Source organism: Pseudomarimonas arenosa (assembly GCF_014841215.1).
In the GTDB taxonomy this organism is placed as follows: Bacteria; Pseudomonadota; Gammaproteobacteria; order Xanthomonadales; family Xanthomonadaceae; genus Pseudomarimonas; species Pseudomarimonas arenosa.
Map to the genome: position 1 here is coordinate 19,297 of NZ_JACYTR010000052.1, position 14,823 is coordinate 34,119.

A 14,823-nucleotide genomic window follows, 5' to 3' on the forward strand; every position below is an offset into this window, starting at 1 on the left:
GGAATTGCAGGCGAAACGCTTGCTGGAGGCCACTTGACTTGGATCAGGGTGTGCCGGCGGCAAAGCAGGTCTGATGCGAACATCCCACCCGCTGTGTCGAACGCCATGATGACCTCCAACGCCCCCGCGCCTCGGCCCGAAGCTGTGGCGTTCAAAGAATTCGATCGCCTGGCACAGGAGAGCAATGGCGATCCCATCCCGCGGCCGCTGTGGCTCAATCTGCGCCTGGACCAGTGGTCCTTGAGCGGAAATGGACTCGATCTTCTGCTGTTGGAGGCAGAGCGTCTGGGCAAGCGCTTTGATCGCGATCGCGACGTCCTGGGCATCTGCTGCCGCTGTGAACAGCTCCCGCCATGGGATGACTTCAACAGCTTGATCGACTCGCTGTCGCGCCGCTTTCATTTTTCCGTGCGTCCGCCGGCCGAGAAATTACTGCAAGTGGCGCAGCCCGGCAGCGATCAGGCCCGTTCTCTCTGGCAGCAACAGGGCTGGAAGTTGGAACTGGCCCCGCCCTGGTTTGAGCCTGGCGAGTCCAGCCGCTGTGATGTGTTGCCGCTGGGGCCGGCAGCCCGAGCCAGTCTGGGTGGAATCAGGTTCGAGAATGAGGCCGATCCGGACACCTACCGAGCGGCCCTGCAAGCCGGGCGTCTGGCGATCGCCCGCCGGCTGCATGGCTCAGCAGCCCCCATCGCCTACGTACCGGCCTGGCGTTGATTCGTTCTGCGACGACAGCGCAATGGCTATCATGCACGCAGTGCAGCAGGTGATGGAGCGAAGATGAACTCGATGCGGCTTAACCCTTCGGCTCAGCCGATCGCCGATGATGGCGATGCGCTGCATTTCTGTTCCACCTGTGCGTTTTCTGCCGCCTGTCTGGCCGAGGGCTATGACAAGTCAGCCCTGGTTGAACTGCACTGCCTGGTTGAACACGTTGGCCCGGTGACGGCAGGCACGCACCTGTTTCGAGAGGGTGACCCCTTCAATGCCATCGCCGCGGTTCGTGCCGGCACGGTAAAGACCTATGTCACCGATGCGCAGGGCAGGGAACAGGTGCACGGGTTCTTTCTGCCCGGCGAGGTGATTGGTCTCTCAGCCATCCACGGCGGTCGTTATCCCTGCAATGCGATAGCGCTGGATACCGTAACCGTCTGCCGTTTCTCGTTTCCGATGCTGAGCCTGCTGGCGGCCAAGATGCCGGGTCTGCAGCGCCAACTGTTCAGTCTGTTAAGTCAGGATATCGGCAAGGCCAGCCTGCTGGCCGGCGACTTCAATGCCGATGAGCGGATGGCGGCCTTCCTGCTCTCGCTGTCGAAACGCTATGCGATGCGTGGCTTCTCGCCAAAGCGCTTTGCCCTCACCATGTCGCGCGCCGACATCGCCAGCTATTTGCGTCTGGCCTCGGAGACCGTCAGTCGGGTGTTTCGCCGCTTCACCGACGAGGGCCTTCTGAAGGTGGATCGGCGCGAGATTGAGATCCTCGACCGCGACCGGTTGGAAGCACTGGCACGCAGCGTGTTGCGCGATCAGTGACGCACGATGGTGGGCCACAGGCCCACCGTACGGCTGCGCTTTGCCAGCAGGGTGGGCCTGTGGCCCACCATCGTGGGTTGGACGACTACACGAGCCCCAACTCTTTCACCATGGGCAACACTTCCTGCCGATACACCTGCTCGGCCTGTTCCACATCGAAATCCTGATGTTTCAACTTGCTCACCCCAAATTCCTTCAGGGTGAAATGAACATCGGCTTTCACTCCCGCCCGGGCCAGGCATGCCGCCACGCAGTGCATGATGCAGCCATCGAGAGCAATGATCGGGCGGCCGCTGGTGGCAGTGCGTACCAGTCCAGGCACGCCACCACCGACACCAGCGATGCAGGACATTTCCGCCTCGCCTTCACGATCCATCCAAAGCGCGATCTGATTCGCCATCTGCGCTGCACTGGAACAGCCTGAGCAGGCGTAAACCAGAAAACCCCGGCGCCCCGGTATCGCGGCGCCAGAGTTGACCTTTGAACTCACAGTTTGAACTCCACGCTCAGCCACAGCTTGTCGACGTCGGCGCCAAACCCATCGCTATCGTAGTTCGAGTACTTGAACAAGGCATTCCACTTGGGAGCGAAAGCCCAACCAAGCGCTGCGCCCCACTCACTGCCATAGTCAGCGCCGCCGCGATCAGCCTGGTAATCGTGATAGACCAGCTGGGCATTGAAATCACCGAAGCCTCGCTTCCAGCCGATATAGCGGTCGTCCAGCCCATTCACCGGCGTGGTCAGAAAACGATCAGCCCAGCCATTGAAGGCATGTAGCGTGGCCAGCGGCGTCTGAAAGCCATAGCGCCCGTCGCCACCGAGCTGCTCGATACCGGCGCTGAATGTGTTGCCGACCAGCTTGACGCCGCCCTCAACAGCAAAGTAATCGGCGCGGTTGATGTCAGCACCCTCCGCATACGGGCGCTGCCGCGTTGCCTCGACACTGGCCTGCCAGCCGACCGTGGCATCCGCGGCGCTTTGCGCCGCATAGCGCACTCCGAAGTTCTTGTGTGACGTCAGCGGCAAGGTCTGGTTGTCGTACAGGTGTGCATAACCACTCAAGGTTCCCGGGCCGAGTTTGTAGCTGGCATCGATCACATGGGTATCAAGATTCCAACGCGCCTGATTCGGGTTCTGGTGGCCTTCGCCGAAGATGCGTTGCACGCGGTCGAGATAGCTGTAACGAAGGGTAAATCCCTGTGCCGGACTGATCTGAGCATCCAGCGCGTCGAAGGTCTGCTCGTTCTGACGCCATCCCACATTGCCGATGAAACGGTGATTGCCATAGGCCAGGCGCTGGCGTCCGAAGGTGACCCGGGTGCTGGCGCTGTGCGTGTAGTCGATGCGCGCCTGATTGATCTCGGTGCTGTCCGGATCGACCACCGTGGGGTAGGCAGTACGACCGTTGTCGGTGCTATTGAAATCTTCATCGCCAAGATGAGCCGTGGCCTCGAGTTCGGCATAGGCCGACCAGGACGGAGAAAACACGTACTTGTAGCCGGCACGAACGCGCAGGGTGGTGGCTTCGGCCTGGTCGACGAAACCATCATCGTCGACCTGCTCGAAGCGAAGTCGCGCTTCGAATGTGGCTGCCGATGCCGGCCCTTCTGCCATGGCGGTCGGGCTGAATAAAATCGGGGCGAAACTGAGTGCTAGAGGAAGCCATTGTCGAGCGTGCATACACATCGTCCTATTGCATTGGGTTCACTACTGGTTTCATTGTTGACCGCCGCATCGCTTTCCGCCTTGACCTGGGTCAGTTGCCTCAGAGGAGCGGGTATCGACCCCAGACTTCATTCAGTCGTCCTTCGACGAGCGCATGGAGCGTCGAAACAGGCTCCGCGATCCCGTCGAAGCGAGCCTCGACAGCGTAGGGCCCTGAGCACACGCAACACCTGCGGCGTCGCGGAGCATCGGCGCAATCTGACGTGAGTGCGACCCGATGCCCACGGTGATTCAGACGTCGCCCGCCAAGGGGTAGAGGTCCTCTTCTTCTCGCTGAATGCGATTGCACAGGGCCTCGATCAGCCGCGCGCATTCACACCGAAATTCTTCGGGTTCACGTCGAATGTCCCGCGCGCTTGCGAAGCGATCAGCGAAGGCGTCCAGTTCTTGCCGCAGTCCGCCGACTTCCCGTCGAAACCTCTCGGCGAGCAGGGCCGCCGGGCTGTGCCGCAAGTCCATCAAATGCGGATACAGAAAGTCATCTTCGATGGCCAGATGCAGGCTGAGTTTGCTGCACAACCTGTGCAAGCGAGGCAGTAACGACTCCGGACTGTGCGCAGGCTCTGCGTCAAGGTCGCAGCGAATCTGTTCCACCAACGCAAGGATTGATCGGTGATCCTCGGTGAATTGGCGCATGTCCATGAATATCGCCCCAGATAGCGAACAACGAGGGACAGTCTTGATCAATTCCCACTGCACAGATTTGACAGCGGTCAAGTCCGGGCCACGGCTAAGCTGATCTGGGTCAAGGAGAGCGGTGCGCGGTTTTGACAGCATGCAGTCACTCCATTGGGCAGACCGTCTCCGTGAACAGCGCCGCCATCGCCGCTACGCCCTCGACCTCCTGGCTGACTGTGACACCGCATCGCGCGCTGTTCGCCGTGGGGGCCGGCAATCTCTGTCTGTCCATGCTGTGGTGGGCGCTTTGGCTAATCGATATCCGCTGGGGGCTGCTGCAGTTGCCGAGCACGCCGATCTACGCCGGCTGGCTGCACGCGGTGGTGCTTCCTTACCTGGTCCTGGCACCGTTCATCTTCGGCTTCTTGTTTACCGTTTTCCCGCGTTGGATGCCGGTCGCGCCGTTCGGTCGCTGGCATTACCTGCCAACCGCTGGCAGTCTGCTTCTGGCCCAGCTTGTGCTGCTTAGCTCTATGTTCAGTGGCCCGTTGGGGCTGCATATCGGCTTGCTGGTCGGCCTGGCTGGCTGGACCAATGGCCTGGTGCTGTTGCTGGACCGTCTGCGGCAAGACCGCAGCGACTGCTGGCATGCGCGCAGCATCACTCTGGCCATGGCCTTGGGCTGGCTTGGCATGCTGGCCATCTGCGTGCACCAGTTCGCGGCCAGTCACGTCTGGATCGATCTGGCGATGAAGCTGGGTGTTCACGGGTTGTTGCTACCGATCTATCTCAGCGTTGCGCATCGCATGTTTCCGTTCTTTGCCAAGTCGGTGTTTCCGCAGTACGAGGCCTGGCGGCCGGTGGGTTTGCTGGGCGCATTGTGGGCGCTGTTGATTCTGCATCTTGTGCTTGAGCTGAGCGGAGCACAGCGCTGGCTATGGCTCAGCGACCTGCCAGCAACCGTGCTCGGTCTATGGATGGTGAAGCGCTGGTGGCCGCCGCAGGGCGCTCCCTTCATTCTTCGCGCGCTGTTTGTCGGCCTGCTGTGGTGGCCGATCGGGGCGGCCTTGTACAGCGTACAAAGCCTGCTGCTGTGGGTTGATATCGCTGCCCTGGGCCGGGCCCCTCTGCATGCCTACACCATTGGTTTGTTCGGCGCAGTCTTGGTGGCCATGGTCAGCCGCGTCAGCAGGGGACATTCTGGCCGCCGGCTGGAAATGAATCGGATCGACCGCTCGGCCTTCATCGCCATCCAGGCGGTGGCGGTGCTGCGCATTCTGGCGGAATTCGGTGTCGACTACTGGGCGGTGAATGCCGTTGCTGCGATCGGCTGGGTGTTGGTGCTGCTGCCCTGGCTGCTGCAATGCATGTGGATCTGGTCGACCCCGCGGGTCGATGGCAAGCCAGGTTGAATGCCGTGACCGACTCCAGTCTGTTCCCTTGCTTTCTCGGGCCGTACGGCGAGAACGACAATCTGCTGGAGAAACTGGTGGTCGAGTTTCTACGCGACCACGTCTACTGGCGGCGCAATCTGCATCCGGAAGATCCGCCGGCCATTCCTACCCACGCGGCGCAGCAGCCTGGGTTCCAGGCCTTCGAGTCGAAACTGAGGCGCGAGTTGCATCAGCTGTCGGCTGCCTTGAAGCGCTCGGTGCCCTTCCATAGCCAACGCTATCTCGGTCATATGGTCAGCGACTTACTGATCCCCGGCATGGCGGCGCAGATCCTCACCTTGCCGTACAACCCGAACAATGTCAGTGATGAGGCGGCGCCGGTCACCATCGACATGGAGATCGAAGTCGGGCTGCAACTGGCGCGCATGATTGGCTATCCGAGCGATCCGAATCAGCCGGCCTGCGCATTCGGTCATCTGACCTCCGGTGGCACCGTGGCCAACTACCAGGCGCTGCGGCTGGCCCTGGCAATCAAGGCATATCCAGTGGCCTTGCTCGCGGCTGCGCCGCCCGACCTGGCCTTGCCCGAGAGCGACTGGGCAGCGTTCAATCTGGCCCCGCAGCAGGCGATTGAACACTTCGTTCAAGCACAGGCCTGGATGCACAGCCTGCCGGTGGCCGAAGCCCGACTGTGGCGACAGCGTATCGAAGTCGAGCGCATCGAGCAGGTGGGGCAGGTTGGCTTCTTTGCCCGACATCCCGAGTTGCGTCCGCCGGTGGTATTGGTGCCTGCCACTGCGCATTATTCTTGGAGCAAGGGCATGAAGCTGCTCGGCCTTGGGCGACATCAGTTGCTGCAAGTGCCGGAGCGGGAGATGCGCCTCGATGCTGACGCCTTGGAGCGCCTGTTGATGGAGCTGCATGCTCAGCGGCAACCGGTGCTGGCCTGTGTCGGCATCTTGGGCAGCACCGAATTCGGCACGGTTGACCCGATCGATCAGCTATGCGCGGCCCGCGATCGATGGTCGCAGCAGGGTTTCGGCTTTGCCGTGCATGCCGATGCCGCCTGGGGCGGCTATCTGGCCACCTTGATTCGCGACCCGAACGGCGCCTTGCGGAGTCGCGAGCAGGTCAGCCGTGAATTTGCCCGCTTTCCCAATCCACCCACCTACTCCGCCCTGGCTGCCTTGCAGCACACCGATTCGATCACCATCGACCCGCACAAGCTGGGTTATCTACCTTATGGCGCAGGCGCTTTCGTGGCACGCGATCAACGCCCTTTTGCGCTGCTGGCCGAGTCGGCTGACTACGTGTTTCAGGAGTCTGACCACAGCGATTATTTCAGCCGCGCTCGGGCACTGGGTCAGTACATTATCGAAGGCTCGAAATCGGGCGCGATGGCCGCGGCGGTTTGCGTCACCCATCGGGTCATGCCACTCGATCATGCGCATTTCGGTCGCTTGCCCGCCGCCACCATTCAAGCGACCGAGCACATGCGCGATGCCGTGGCTGCCCTGCGGGAGAAGCTGCAGGGGATAGCAAGACTGGTGCTGCCGTTTGAACCCGATTGCAATCTGATCTGTCTGGCCATCAACCCGCAAGGCAACCGGTCGTTGGAACGGTGCAACCGCTTCATGCGCCAATTGCACTGCGAGATCCGCAGCGACAACGGCGTAGCACGGCAAGATCGCGAATACTACGGCTGCGTCACCACCATCCGCAGCGATGCACTCGGTGGTGAGGCAATGCAAGGACTGCTGCAGCAACTTGGGCTCGACTGCGGATCCCCCGACGAAATCGAGCGCCAGGACACCCGCCTGATCGTGCTACGCCACACCTTGATGAACCCGTTCCTGATCGATGAAGTGAACGATCGCAACTATCTCGATGGCTACTTCGAGTTTCTGCAGCGTCGGGTGAAGGCCTTGGCAGGCGCGCTGCAAAGCGCGGATTGCCGTGTCACTGAAGATCTCAGCCCGCTGAAGCCGTACGCCACGAGCGCTCGACAGGCTTCATGAGACTTAGCCCGTCGTTTGGCTGTTGATGAGAAGGTCCTGCTTCCCGGCTTGCAAACCATCCCTTGGCTGAATCTGCGGCGGCAGCCGACGTCCGGCGCTGGTATGCTGGGTCCGAGTGATCAACTCACTCCTCCGGTGCGCCAGGCCGCTCCACTGCGCCTGCGCGCCCACCGACCGGTGCCGTTCTTGGCTCTGCCCGGCAATAGCGAGAGGTCGCAGATGCCGCCGGCGGGCAAGCTCTGAGAAGTCCGGTCGGCTTCGACATGTAATGCTGCAGTGCAGCAGGGAGTATCGCCATGAAGACTTGGGTTCTGATTGCCAATTCGGCACGGGCACGCTTGTTTGAGGCCGAGAAGAAGAACGGTGGTCTGACCGAGCTGGCCGACTTCGTCCAGCCGGATAGCCAGATGCGCGGGGTCGATCTCGCCGACTCGCGGCCGGGTCGCGTGCAGGAAAGTGCCAGCCCTGAGCGACACAGCATGGAGCCGCACACGCACCCTCGTGACAAGTCAGCCTTGCAGTTCGCACATGGACTGGCCGACATCCTCGACCGCGCCCGAGTGGAACACGAATACGATCGTCTGGTGCTGGTAGCGCCGCCTCGATTTCTGGGCCAGTTGCGCAACTCACTCGATGATCAGGTGTCGCAGCTGGTGGTGAACTCGGTCGACAAGGACATTTCCACCGCGACGGTGGATGAAATTGAAACCTTGCTGCGGCACTGAACGCAAACTTTCGCCGTTGGACAGGACGCAGGCTGGGTATTAGTCTAGGCTGAAAGAAGGGACGCCGCAGCTGTCTCAGTGCGGCGCCCGATCTGTCGATTTCGGTACAGCGTGGAGGGCGTCTGTGCAGGCATCGGATTCCAACAACAGCCGCAGTCGCGAACTGCGGGCATTTCTGTTCCTGACCGTGGTCCTGGCGCCGCTGTTGTCGGTGCTGATCGTGTCCGGTTACGGGTTTCTGGTCTGGGTCTGGCAGATTTTCCACGGCCCGCCGGCGTATTGAGCGATGAGCGCGCTCCCCAACCTTGGACGACGGGCCTGGCTGCGCGGCGAGCAGCATCCGGGCGAGGCGCTGCGGCCACCGCCGGCCATCGCCGAAGCGGATTTTCTCGATCGTTGCACGCGTTGCGATGCCTGTCTGCGGGCCTGCCCGGAGCAGGTGCTGGTGCGGGGCGACGGCGGCTGGCCTGAATTCAATCCGCAACTGGGTGAATGCAGTTTCTGCATGGACTGCAGTGCAGCCTGCACCGAAGGCGCGCTTGATCCAGCCGCGGCGCGCCCTTGGCTCTTCACAGCCAAGCTTGATGTTGAGGGCTGCCTCGCCCGACAAGGGGTGCATTGTCAAACCTGTCGCGATGCCTGCAGCCATCGCGCCTTGCAATTCGTGATCTCCTCACAGCCGGTTCCACCACGGGTGCAGAGCGATTTCTGCACTGGCTGCGGCGGCTGTGTGGCGGTGTGTCCGAGCAATGCGCTCAGATTGGAGCAGCCATGAATCCGCTATGCCATATCGCCAGCCTGGTCGCCTTTCACCATGCACAGGGCGCAGCTGAACTCGATGCTGTGGTGGCCAGGCAAGCGGGCCTGAGTCTGGCCCTGCGCGCCGAAGGTCGCAGTGTGCTGCTGCACGAGGCCGAAGAGCAGGTGGCGCTAACCGACTTGCTGGCCGAGCTGCAGGCGCTGCCCGGGGTATTGGGCGTGCATCTGGTGTACCACCATGCGGAGCCGCTGAACGACTTACTTCGGGAGGTAGAGGCATGAGCACTCGCCGCGATTTCATCCGTCAGTCTGCACTGAGCACGGCCGCCGCCGCCGCGGGCATTGCGATGCCCACGCAGGCCGCCAATGTGGTGCTGGAGCGCGCGCGTACCGAGTTGAAATGGTCGAAGGCGCCGTGTCGATTCTGCGGCACCGGCTGCGGCATCAATGTGGCGGTGAAGGATGGTCGGGTAGTGGCCACCCATGGTGATATTCACGCCGAGGTCAATCGCGGCCTGAACTGCGTCAAGGGCTACTTTCTTTCCAAGATCATGTATGGCGCTGATCGCCTGACCCGCCCCTTGCTGCGCAAGAAAGAGGGCCGCTACGACAAGCAGGGCGAGTTCGAGGCGGTGTCCTGGGAAGAGGCCTTCGATGTCATGGCGACCCAGTTCAAGCGAGTGCTGAAGGAAAAGGGCCCGGGCGCCGTGGGCATGTTCGGGTCCGGACAATGGACGGTATGGGAAGGCTATGCCGCCAACAAGCTGTTCAAGGCTGGCTTTCGCAGCAACAACATCGACCCCAATGCGCGCCACTGCATGGCTTCGGCGGTGATGGGCTTCATGCGCAGCTTCGGCATGGACGAGCCAATGGGCTGTTATGACGATATCGAGGCCGCCGATGCCTTCGTGCTGTGGGGCTCGAACATGGCCGAAATGCACCCGATCCTGTGGACCCGGGTGGCCGATCGTCGCTTGTCGCACCCACACGTCAAGGTGGCGGTGTTGTCGACCTTCGAGCACCGCAGCTTCGACCTCGCCGATGTGCCGATCGTGTTCAAGCCGCAGACCGATCTGGTGATTCTGAACTACATCGCCAACCACATCATTCAGAGCGGCAAGGTAAATCGCGAGTTCGTCAATCAACACACTACGTTCAAGCGCGGTGTTGACGACATCGGGTATGGCCTGCGTGCCGAGCACCCCAAACAAGCCGCGGCCAAGAATGCTGCCGATCCGAACCAGGGCACGCCAATCAGCTTTGATGAGTTCGCCGCCTTCGTCAAACCCTACACCTTGGAGCGCGCGGTTGAGGAGGCCGGGGTGGAACGTGCCTGGCTGGAGCAGCTGGCCGAGTTGTACGCCGACCCCAAGACCAAGGTGATGAGCTTCTGGACCATGGGCTTCAATCAGCACACCCGTGGCGTCTGGGCCAACAACATGGTCTACAACCTGCACCTGCTCACCGGCAAGATCTCCGAGCCAGGCAACAGCCCGTTCTCCCTCACCGGTCAGCCCTCGGCCTGCGGTACCGCACGCGAAGTAGGCACCTTCGCCCACCGTCTGCCGGCTGACATGGTGGTCAGCAATCCCAAGCATCGCGAGCACGCCGAGGAGATCTGGAAGGTGCCGCACGGCATCATTCAGGAAAAGCCCGGCTTCCATGCAGTAGAACAGAATCGCGCCCTGCGCGATGGCCGACTCAATGCCTATTGGGTGCAGGTCAACAACAACATCCAGGCCGCGGCCAATCTGAATGAAGAGGGCTTGCCCGGCTATCGCAATCCAGACAACTTCATCGTGGTTTCCGATGCCTATCCCACGGTAACCGCACAGGCCGCCGATCTGATTCTGCCAGCGGCGATGTGGGTGGAGAAGGAGGGCGCCTACGGCAATGCCGAGCGCCGCACGCATTTCTGGCACCAATTGGTGAACGCGCCGGGCGAGGCGCGCTCGGATCTTTGGCAGCTGATGGAGTTCTCCAAGCGCTTCACTACCGACGAGTGCTGGCCAGAAGAGATACTGGCCGCTAACACCGAGTTCCGTGGCAAGACCCTGTACGAGGTGCTGTTCAAGAACGGCAAGGTTGATCGCTTTCCCAACAGCGAGATCGAAGCCGGCTATGCCAATGCCGAAGCCGAGGCATTCGGTTTCTATGTGCAGAAGGGGCTGTTCGAAGAGTACGCCGAATTCGGTCGCGGCCATGCCCACGACCTGGCGCCCTTCGATGCCTACCACCAAAGCCGTGGCCTGCGCTGGCCGGTAGTCGACGGCAAGGAAACCCGCTGGCGTTATCGCGAGGGCTATGACCCTTACGTCAAAGCGGGCAAGGGCGTTGAGTTCTACGGCAACCCCGATGGCAAGGCGGTGATCTGGGCGCTGCCCTTTGAGCCGGCACCCGAAGTGCCGGATAGCGAGTTCGACCTGTGGCTGGTGACCGGCCGGGTGCTGGAGCATTGGCATTCGGGCTCAATGACCCTGCGTGTGCCCGAGCTGTACAAATCGTTCCCGCAGGCACCAGTGTTCATGCATCCCGACGATGCCAGCGCGCGTGGGTTGCGTCGCGGCCAGGAGGCCCGGATCGCCACCCGACGCGGCGAGATTCGCGCGCGCGTGGAAACTCGCGGTCGTGATCGGCCGCCGCGCGGCCTGGTGTTTGTGCCCTGGTTTGATCCCAGCGTGTTGATCAACAAGCTCACCCTGGATGCCACCGATCCGATCTCCAAGCAGACTGATTTCAAGAAATGCGCCTGCAAGATCGCCAAGGTTTGAGGGCTGATGACATGAACTCGATCGCGTACCGAAGCACTCGTTGCCTGAGCGCTCATTACCTGCCACGTGGCCTGCTTGGCGCCTGCTTGCTGGCGCTTGCCTCCACCTGCGGTTTCGCACAGGACCCGAATGCCGACGCTCCGGCGCCCCCAGAACAGGAATATCGATCGATTGACGCCTTGCGGCGTGGAGCGCCGCTGGCCACCGAACCGGCCGCAGCTCCGATGGCCACGGTCGAGAACACCGACCTGAAACGCGCACGCGGCTGGCCAGAGCAGCCACCCACCATTCCGCATGCGATCGACGGTTATCAGGTCGACAAGAACTCCAATCGCTGCCTGCTTTGCCACACCCGGGCGAACGCGGCGCAGTTCCAGGCGCCCATGCTCAGCGTCACCCACTTCATGGACCGCGACGGTCAGGTGCTGGCGCAGATCTCGGCACGACGCTATTTCTGCGTGCAATGTCATGTGGTGCAGACCGATGCCAAGCCGCTGGTAGTCAACACGTTTGTCGATGTCGATCAGCTGTTGCAGGCTGACAGCGCACCCGAGGAGCATTGAATGATGCGCTCGCTTCGCCAGTGGCTGGACCGCGGCTGGAGAACTCTACGAACGCCCAGCGTTCATTACAGTCTCGGCTTTCTCACCATGGGCGGGTTCCTCGCCGGCATCATTTTCTGGGGCGGTTTCAACACCGCGCTTGAAGCCACCAACACCGAAACCTTCTGTACCTCCTGCCACGAGATGCGCGACAACGTGTTCGAAGAACTGAAGTCGACCATCCACTACAGCAATCGTTCAGGCGTGCGTGCGACCTGTCCCGATTGCCACGTGCCGCACCGCTGGACCGCCAAGATCGCTCGCAAGATGCAGGCCTCGAAGGAAGTCTGGGGCAAGGTTTTCGGCACCATCGATACCCGCGAGGAATTTCTCGACAAGCGGCTGGAGCTGGCCCAGCACGAGTGGGCCAGACTGAAGGCCAATGACTCACTCGAATGCCGCAACTGCCACAATTTCGATTACATGGATTTCACCCGCCAAAGCAGTCGCGCCGCTAGCGCGCACGAGCGCTGGCTCGGTAGCGGCGAGCGTACCTGCATCGACTGCCACAAGGGCATCGCGCACAAACTGCCGGATATGCAGGGCGTGCCGCAAGGGTAGTCGGCTTGTCGCTGAGCGCATCGCCTCGCCCAACCCTCGCCCCTCTCCATGAACCGACGGCATAACCCATCGATTCGCCGAGATCGCGTTTTGCTCCCCTCTGGCCTCGCGGAGGGCGGGGGAGCGGGGGCGAACGAAGTCAGCATCCCCCTCACCCCAACCCCTCTCCCTCCGAGGAGAGGGGCTTTGAATCGCTTCGGTTCAAGGCCTGCGTGCGTTTTTCGGAGAAAGACACGGAGCTTGCCATGAATCCATGGCATAACTTATCGATTCGCCGAGCCCGCGCTTTGCTCCCCTCCCCCCTGGCGGGGGAGGGGTTGGGGGGAGAGGGGGCGAATGACGTTAGCATCCCCTCACCCCAACCCCTCTCCCTCCGGGGAGAGGGGCTTTGAATCGCTTCGGTTCAAGATCTGCGTGCGCTTTTTGGAGAATGACAAGGGGCTTTCCATGAATCCAGGGCATAACCCATCGATTCGCCGAGCCCGCGCTTTGCTCCCCTCCCCCCTGGCGGGGGAGGGGTTGGGGGAGAGGGGGCGAACGAAGTCAGCATCCCCCTCACCCCAACCCCTCTCCCTCCGAGGAGAGGGGCTTTGAATCGCTTCGGTTCAAGGTTCGTGAGCGGCTTTTCGGAGAAGAACGCAGGCCTCTCCATGAACCGATGGCATAACCCATCCATTCGCCGAGGTCGCGCTTTGCTCCCTTCCCCCCTGGCGGGGGAGGGGCTGGGGGAGAGGGGGCGAACGAAGTCAGCATCTCCCTCACCCCAACCCCTCTCCCTCCGAGGAGAGGGGCTTTGAATCGCTTCGGTTCAAGGCCTGCGTGCGTTTTTCGCAGAAAGACACTGGGCTTTCCTTGAATCCATGGCATAACCCATCGATTCGCCGAGCCCGCGCTTTGCTCCCCTCCCCCCTGGCGGGGGAGGGGCTGGGGGAGAGGGGGCGAACGAAGTCAGCATCTCCCTCACCCCAACCCCTCTCCCTCCGAGGAGCGGGGCTTTGAATCGCTTCGGTTCAAGGCCTGCGTGCGTTTTTCGGAGAAAGACACGGGGCTGTCCATGAATCGAAGGCATAACTTATCGATTCTCGACGCGCGGGTCGGTACTCTGGCTATGCCTTGGTCGGGCCGGAAAGGAAGGCCTTGATCGCTGCCTTGGTGAGCGGCGCGACGATGTCTGGGTTGTTACGCACCTGCTCGGCGGCGGTGCTACGCCAGTCCGAGGTGCTGCTCCATGGATAACACTGCAGACTGCGCCAGGCCGAGAAGGCTTCTGGCTTGAACTTCAGGTTGTTGTGTCGCGCATACTCATAGGCTTCGCGAAAGGCAATCGCCGTCTGTTCGGCATGCTTGATGTCCGCCGGCGTAACCGTATCGACATTGCCCGCCTGAAAGGATGAGACGTGATTCTTGCCATTCTCATCCTTCCAGTTGACCGAAAAGGCCAGGTAATGTGGATTGCTCGGCTTGCGGCGATCGACGCGAATGGCGCGAACCACGCCGGTGCGAGGGTGTGACGTACCTTTGCGCGGCTGTTGCAGAATGCCGTTCTCAATCCGGGGTGGATGGGCCTTGCGAATTCGCTTCAATGAGCGGCGCGCGGCCTCCACGTCATCAAAATACTGGCGAATCTCGCCTTGCCTGGTCTTGACCCGCACGCGGTACTTGCCGGCGAAGAAGTCGATGTTCTTTTCGATACGTTCGGAAATGGCCAAGGAACAATCCCTTTGATTGAGTGAAGTCAACAAGATGAAGACCTGGCGCAGTCTAAACCGGGCCAGAGCAGAAGTGAATTATTCACTTTTCTTCCACGCGTCGCTGAAGCTTCGGTCATCCTCTGTCAACGCGATGTCGAGGCGCCTTGTTTCAAGCGGTCACCCTATCAGCGAGTTTGCCCCTGGAGTGTTGCGCAGTCTTGAAGTCGCCGTGCGGATTGCCTGGTAAGTTGCGCTACATCGACGAACCACGACGCGTCATTCCCGTGTAGGCGCTTAGGCGGGAATCTAGCCCGGATATTTCATGAGGTCGCGCCGAAAGATCCGGCAATTCCAAGCGGGGCGAGAGTTTCGACCGATGGTGTTGAGATAACAGAGTGTTCGCGATCTTTCGGCGCTGGCACGGCCCTC

At 61.5% G+C, this 14,823-nt stretch carries 15 protein-coding genes; 11 read left to right on the top strand and 4 right to left on the bottom strand.

The window, feature by feature from the left end; translation table 11 throughout:
* Positions 1-108: 108 nt before the first annotated feature.
* Complete coding sequence (locus IFO71_RS17055; protein ID WP_225444738.1) at positions 109-714, top strand: hypothetical protein; 606 nt, start codon at positions 109-111, stop codon at positions 712-714.
* 72 nt (positions 715-786) lie between these two features.
* A complete protein-coding gene (locus tag IFO71_RS17060; protein WP_425502910.1) occupies positions 787-1,530 on the top strand; it encodes a helix-turn-helix domain-containing protein in 744 nt (247 codons plus the stop codon).
* An 85-nt stretch (positions 1,531-1,615) separates the two neighbouring features.
* Here the strand turns inward: IFO71_RS17060 and IFO71_RS17065 are convergent, their stop codons facing one another.
* The 3 genes from IFO71_RS17065 to IFO71_RS17075 form a co-directional block, all read right to left on the bottom strand.
* Positions 1,616-2,020: a putative zinc-binding protein gene (locus IFO71_RS17065; RefSeq protein WP_332309400.1), complete on the bottom strand. Its 405-nt coding sequence runs from the start codon at positions 2,018-2,020 to the stop codon at positions 1,616-1,618.
* Positions 2,017-3,210, bottom strand: coding sequence for an alginate export family protein (locus tag IFO71_RS17070; RefSeq protein ID WP_192030876.1), 1,194 nt, complete (start codon positions 3,208-3,210; stop codon positions 2,017-2,019). The genes IFO71_RS17065 and IFO71_RS17070 overlap by 4 nt, the downstream gene beginning before the upstream one ends.
* Positions 3,211-3,486: 276 nt before the next feature.
* Positions 3,487-3,897: a hemerythrin domain-containing protein gene (locus IFO71_RS17075; RefSeq protein WP_192030877.1), complete on the bottom strand. Its 411-nt coding sequence runs from the start codon at positions 3,895-3,897 to the stop codon at positions 3,487-3,489.
* Positions 3,898-4,061: 164 nt separating this feature from the next.
* Here IFO71_RS17075 and IFO71_RS17080 point away from each other — a divergent pair, with 164 nt between their 5' ends.
* The 9 genes from IFO71_RS17080 to IFO71_RS17120 all read left to right on the top strand — a co-directional run bounded on the left by IFO71_RS17080 (position 4,062) and on the right by IFO71_RS17120 (position 12,703).
* Complete coding sequence (locus tag IFO71_RS17080; protein ID WP_332309401.1) at positions 4,062-5,285, top strand: NnrS family protein; 1,224 nt, start codon at positions 4,062-4,064, stop codon at positions 5,283-5,285.
* Between the two features lie 5 nt (positions 5,286-5,290).
* Positions 5,291-7,285, top strand: a complete 1,995-nt coding sequence (locus IFO71_RS17085; RefSeq protein WP_332309402.1) for a pyridoxal phosphate-dependent decarboxylase family protein — start codon at positions 5,291-5,293, stop codon at positions 7,283-7,285.
* A 296-nt stretch (positions 7,286-7,581) separates the two neighbouring features.
* Positions 7,582-8,010, top strand: coding sequence for a host attachment protein (locus tag IFO71_RS17090; protein ID WP_192030879.1), 429 nt, complete (start codon positions 7,582-7,584; stop codon positions 8,008-8,010).
* 124 nt (positions 8,011-8,134) lie between these two features.
* Positions 8,135-8,293: a periplasmic nitrate reductase, NapE protein gene (napE, locus tag IFO71_RS17095; RefSeq protein WP_192030880.1), complete on the top strand. Its 159-nt coding sequence runs from the start codon at positions 8,135-8,137 to the stop codon at positions 8,291-8,293.
* Positions 8,294-8,296: 3 nt separating this feature from the next.
* Positions 8,297-8,785, top strand: coding sequence for a ferredoxin-type protein NapF (gene napF, locus IFO71_RS17100; protein WP_192030881.1), 489 nt, complete (start codon positions 8,297-8,299; stop codon positions 8,783-8,785).
* The gene (locus tag IFO71_RS17105; RefSeq protein ID WP_192030882.1) at positions 8,782-9,051 is read left to right on the top strand and encodes a chaperone NapD; all 270 of its coding nucleotides are present in this window, start codon (positions 8,782-8,784) and stop codon (positions 9,049-9,051) included. Before napF ends, IFO71_RS17105 begins: the two co-directional genes overlap by 4 nt.
* Entirely contained in the window at positions 9,048-11,540 is a 2,493-nt protein-coding gene (gene napA / locus IFO71_RS17110; RefSeq protein WP_192030883.1) for a periplasmic nitrate reductase subunit alpha, read from the top strand. The genes IFO71_RS17105 and napA overlap by 4 nt, the downstream gene beginning before the upstream one ends.
* Positions 11,541-11,551: 11 nt before the next feature.
* The gene (locus IFO71_RS17115; protein WP_192030884.1) at positions 11,552-12,103 is read left to right on the top strand and encodes a nitrate reductase cytochrome c-type subunit; all 552 of its coding nucleotides are present in this window, start codon (positions 11,552-11,554) and stop codon (positions 12,101-12,103) included.
* The gene (locus IFO71_RS17120; RefSeq protein WP_225444739.1) at positions 12,104-12,703 is read left to right on the top strand and encodes a cytochrome c3 family protein; all 600 of its coding nucleotides are present in this window, start codon (positions 12,104-12,106) and stop codon (positions 12,701-12,703) included.
* A 1,106-nt stretch (positions 12,704-13,809) separates the two neighbouring features.
* On the opposite strand, the gene IFO71_RS17125 is transcribed toward IFO71_RS17120, so the two are convergent.
* Positions 13,810-14,412 (bottom strand): hypothetical protein, encoded by a 603-nt coding sequence (locus IFO71_RS17125; protein WP_192030885.1) that lies wholly within the window; start codon positions 14,410-14,412, stop codon positions 13,810-13,812.
* Positions 14,413-14,823 lie beyond the last annotated feature (411 nt).

Coding starts and splice junctions, on each gene's coding strand:
- IFO71_RS17055 (WP_225444738.1), top strand. CDS start 109: ATGACCTCCAACGCCCCCGCGCCTCGGCCCGAAGCTGTGGCGTTCAAA.
- IFO71_RS17060 (WP_425502910.1), top strand. CDS start 787: ATGCGGCTTAACCCTTCGGCTCAGCCGATCGCCGATGATGGCGATGCG.
- IFO71_RS17070 (WP_192030876.1), bottom strand. CDS start 3,210: ATGCACGCTCGACAATGGCTTCCTCTAGCACTCAGTTTCGCCCCGATT.
- IFO71_RS17075 (WP_192030877.1), bottom strand. CDS start 3,897: ATGGACATGCGCCAATTCACCGAGGATCACCGATCAATCCTTGCGTTG.
- IFO71_RS17090 (WP_192030879.1), top strand. CDS start 7,582: ATGAAGACTTGGGTTCTGATTGCCAATTCGGCACGGGCACGCTTGTTT.
- napF (WP_192030881.1), top strand. CDS start 8,297: ATGAGCGCGCTCCCCAACCTTGGACGACGGGCCTGGCTGCGCGGCGAG.
- IFO71_RS17105 (WP_192030882.1), top strand. CDS start 8,782: ATGAATCCGCTATGCCATATCGCCAGCCTGGTCGCCTTTCACCATGCA.
- napA (WP_192030883.1), top strand. CDS start 9,048: ATGAGCACTCGCCGCGATTTCATCCGTCAGTCTGCACTGAGCACGGCC.
- IFO71_RS17115 (WP_192030884.1), top strand. CDS start 11,552: ATGAACTCGATCGCGTACCGAAGCACTCGTTGCCTGAGCGCTCATTAC.
- IFO71_RS17120 (WP_225444739.1), top strand. CDS start 12,104: ATGATGCGCTCGCTTCGCCAGTGGCTGGACCGCGGCTGGAGAACTCTA.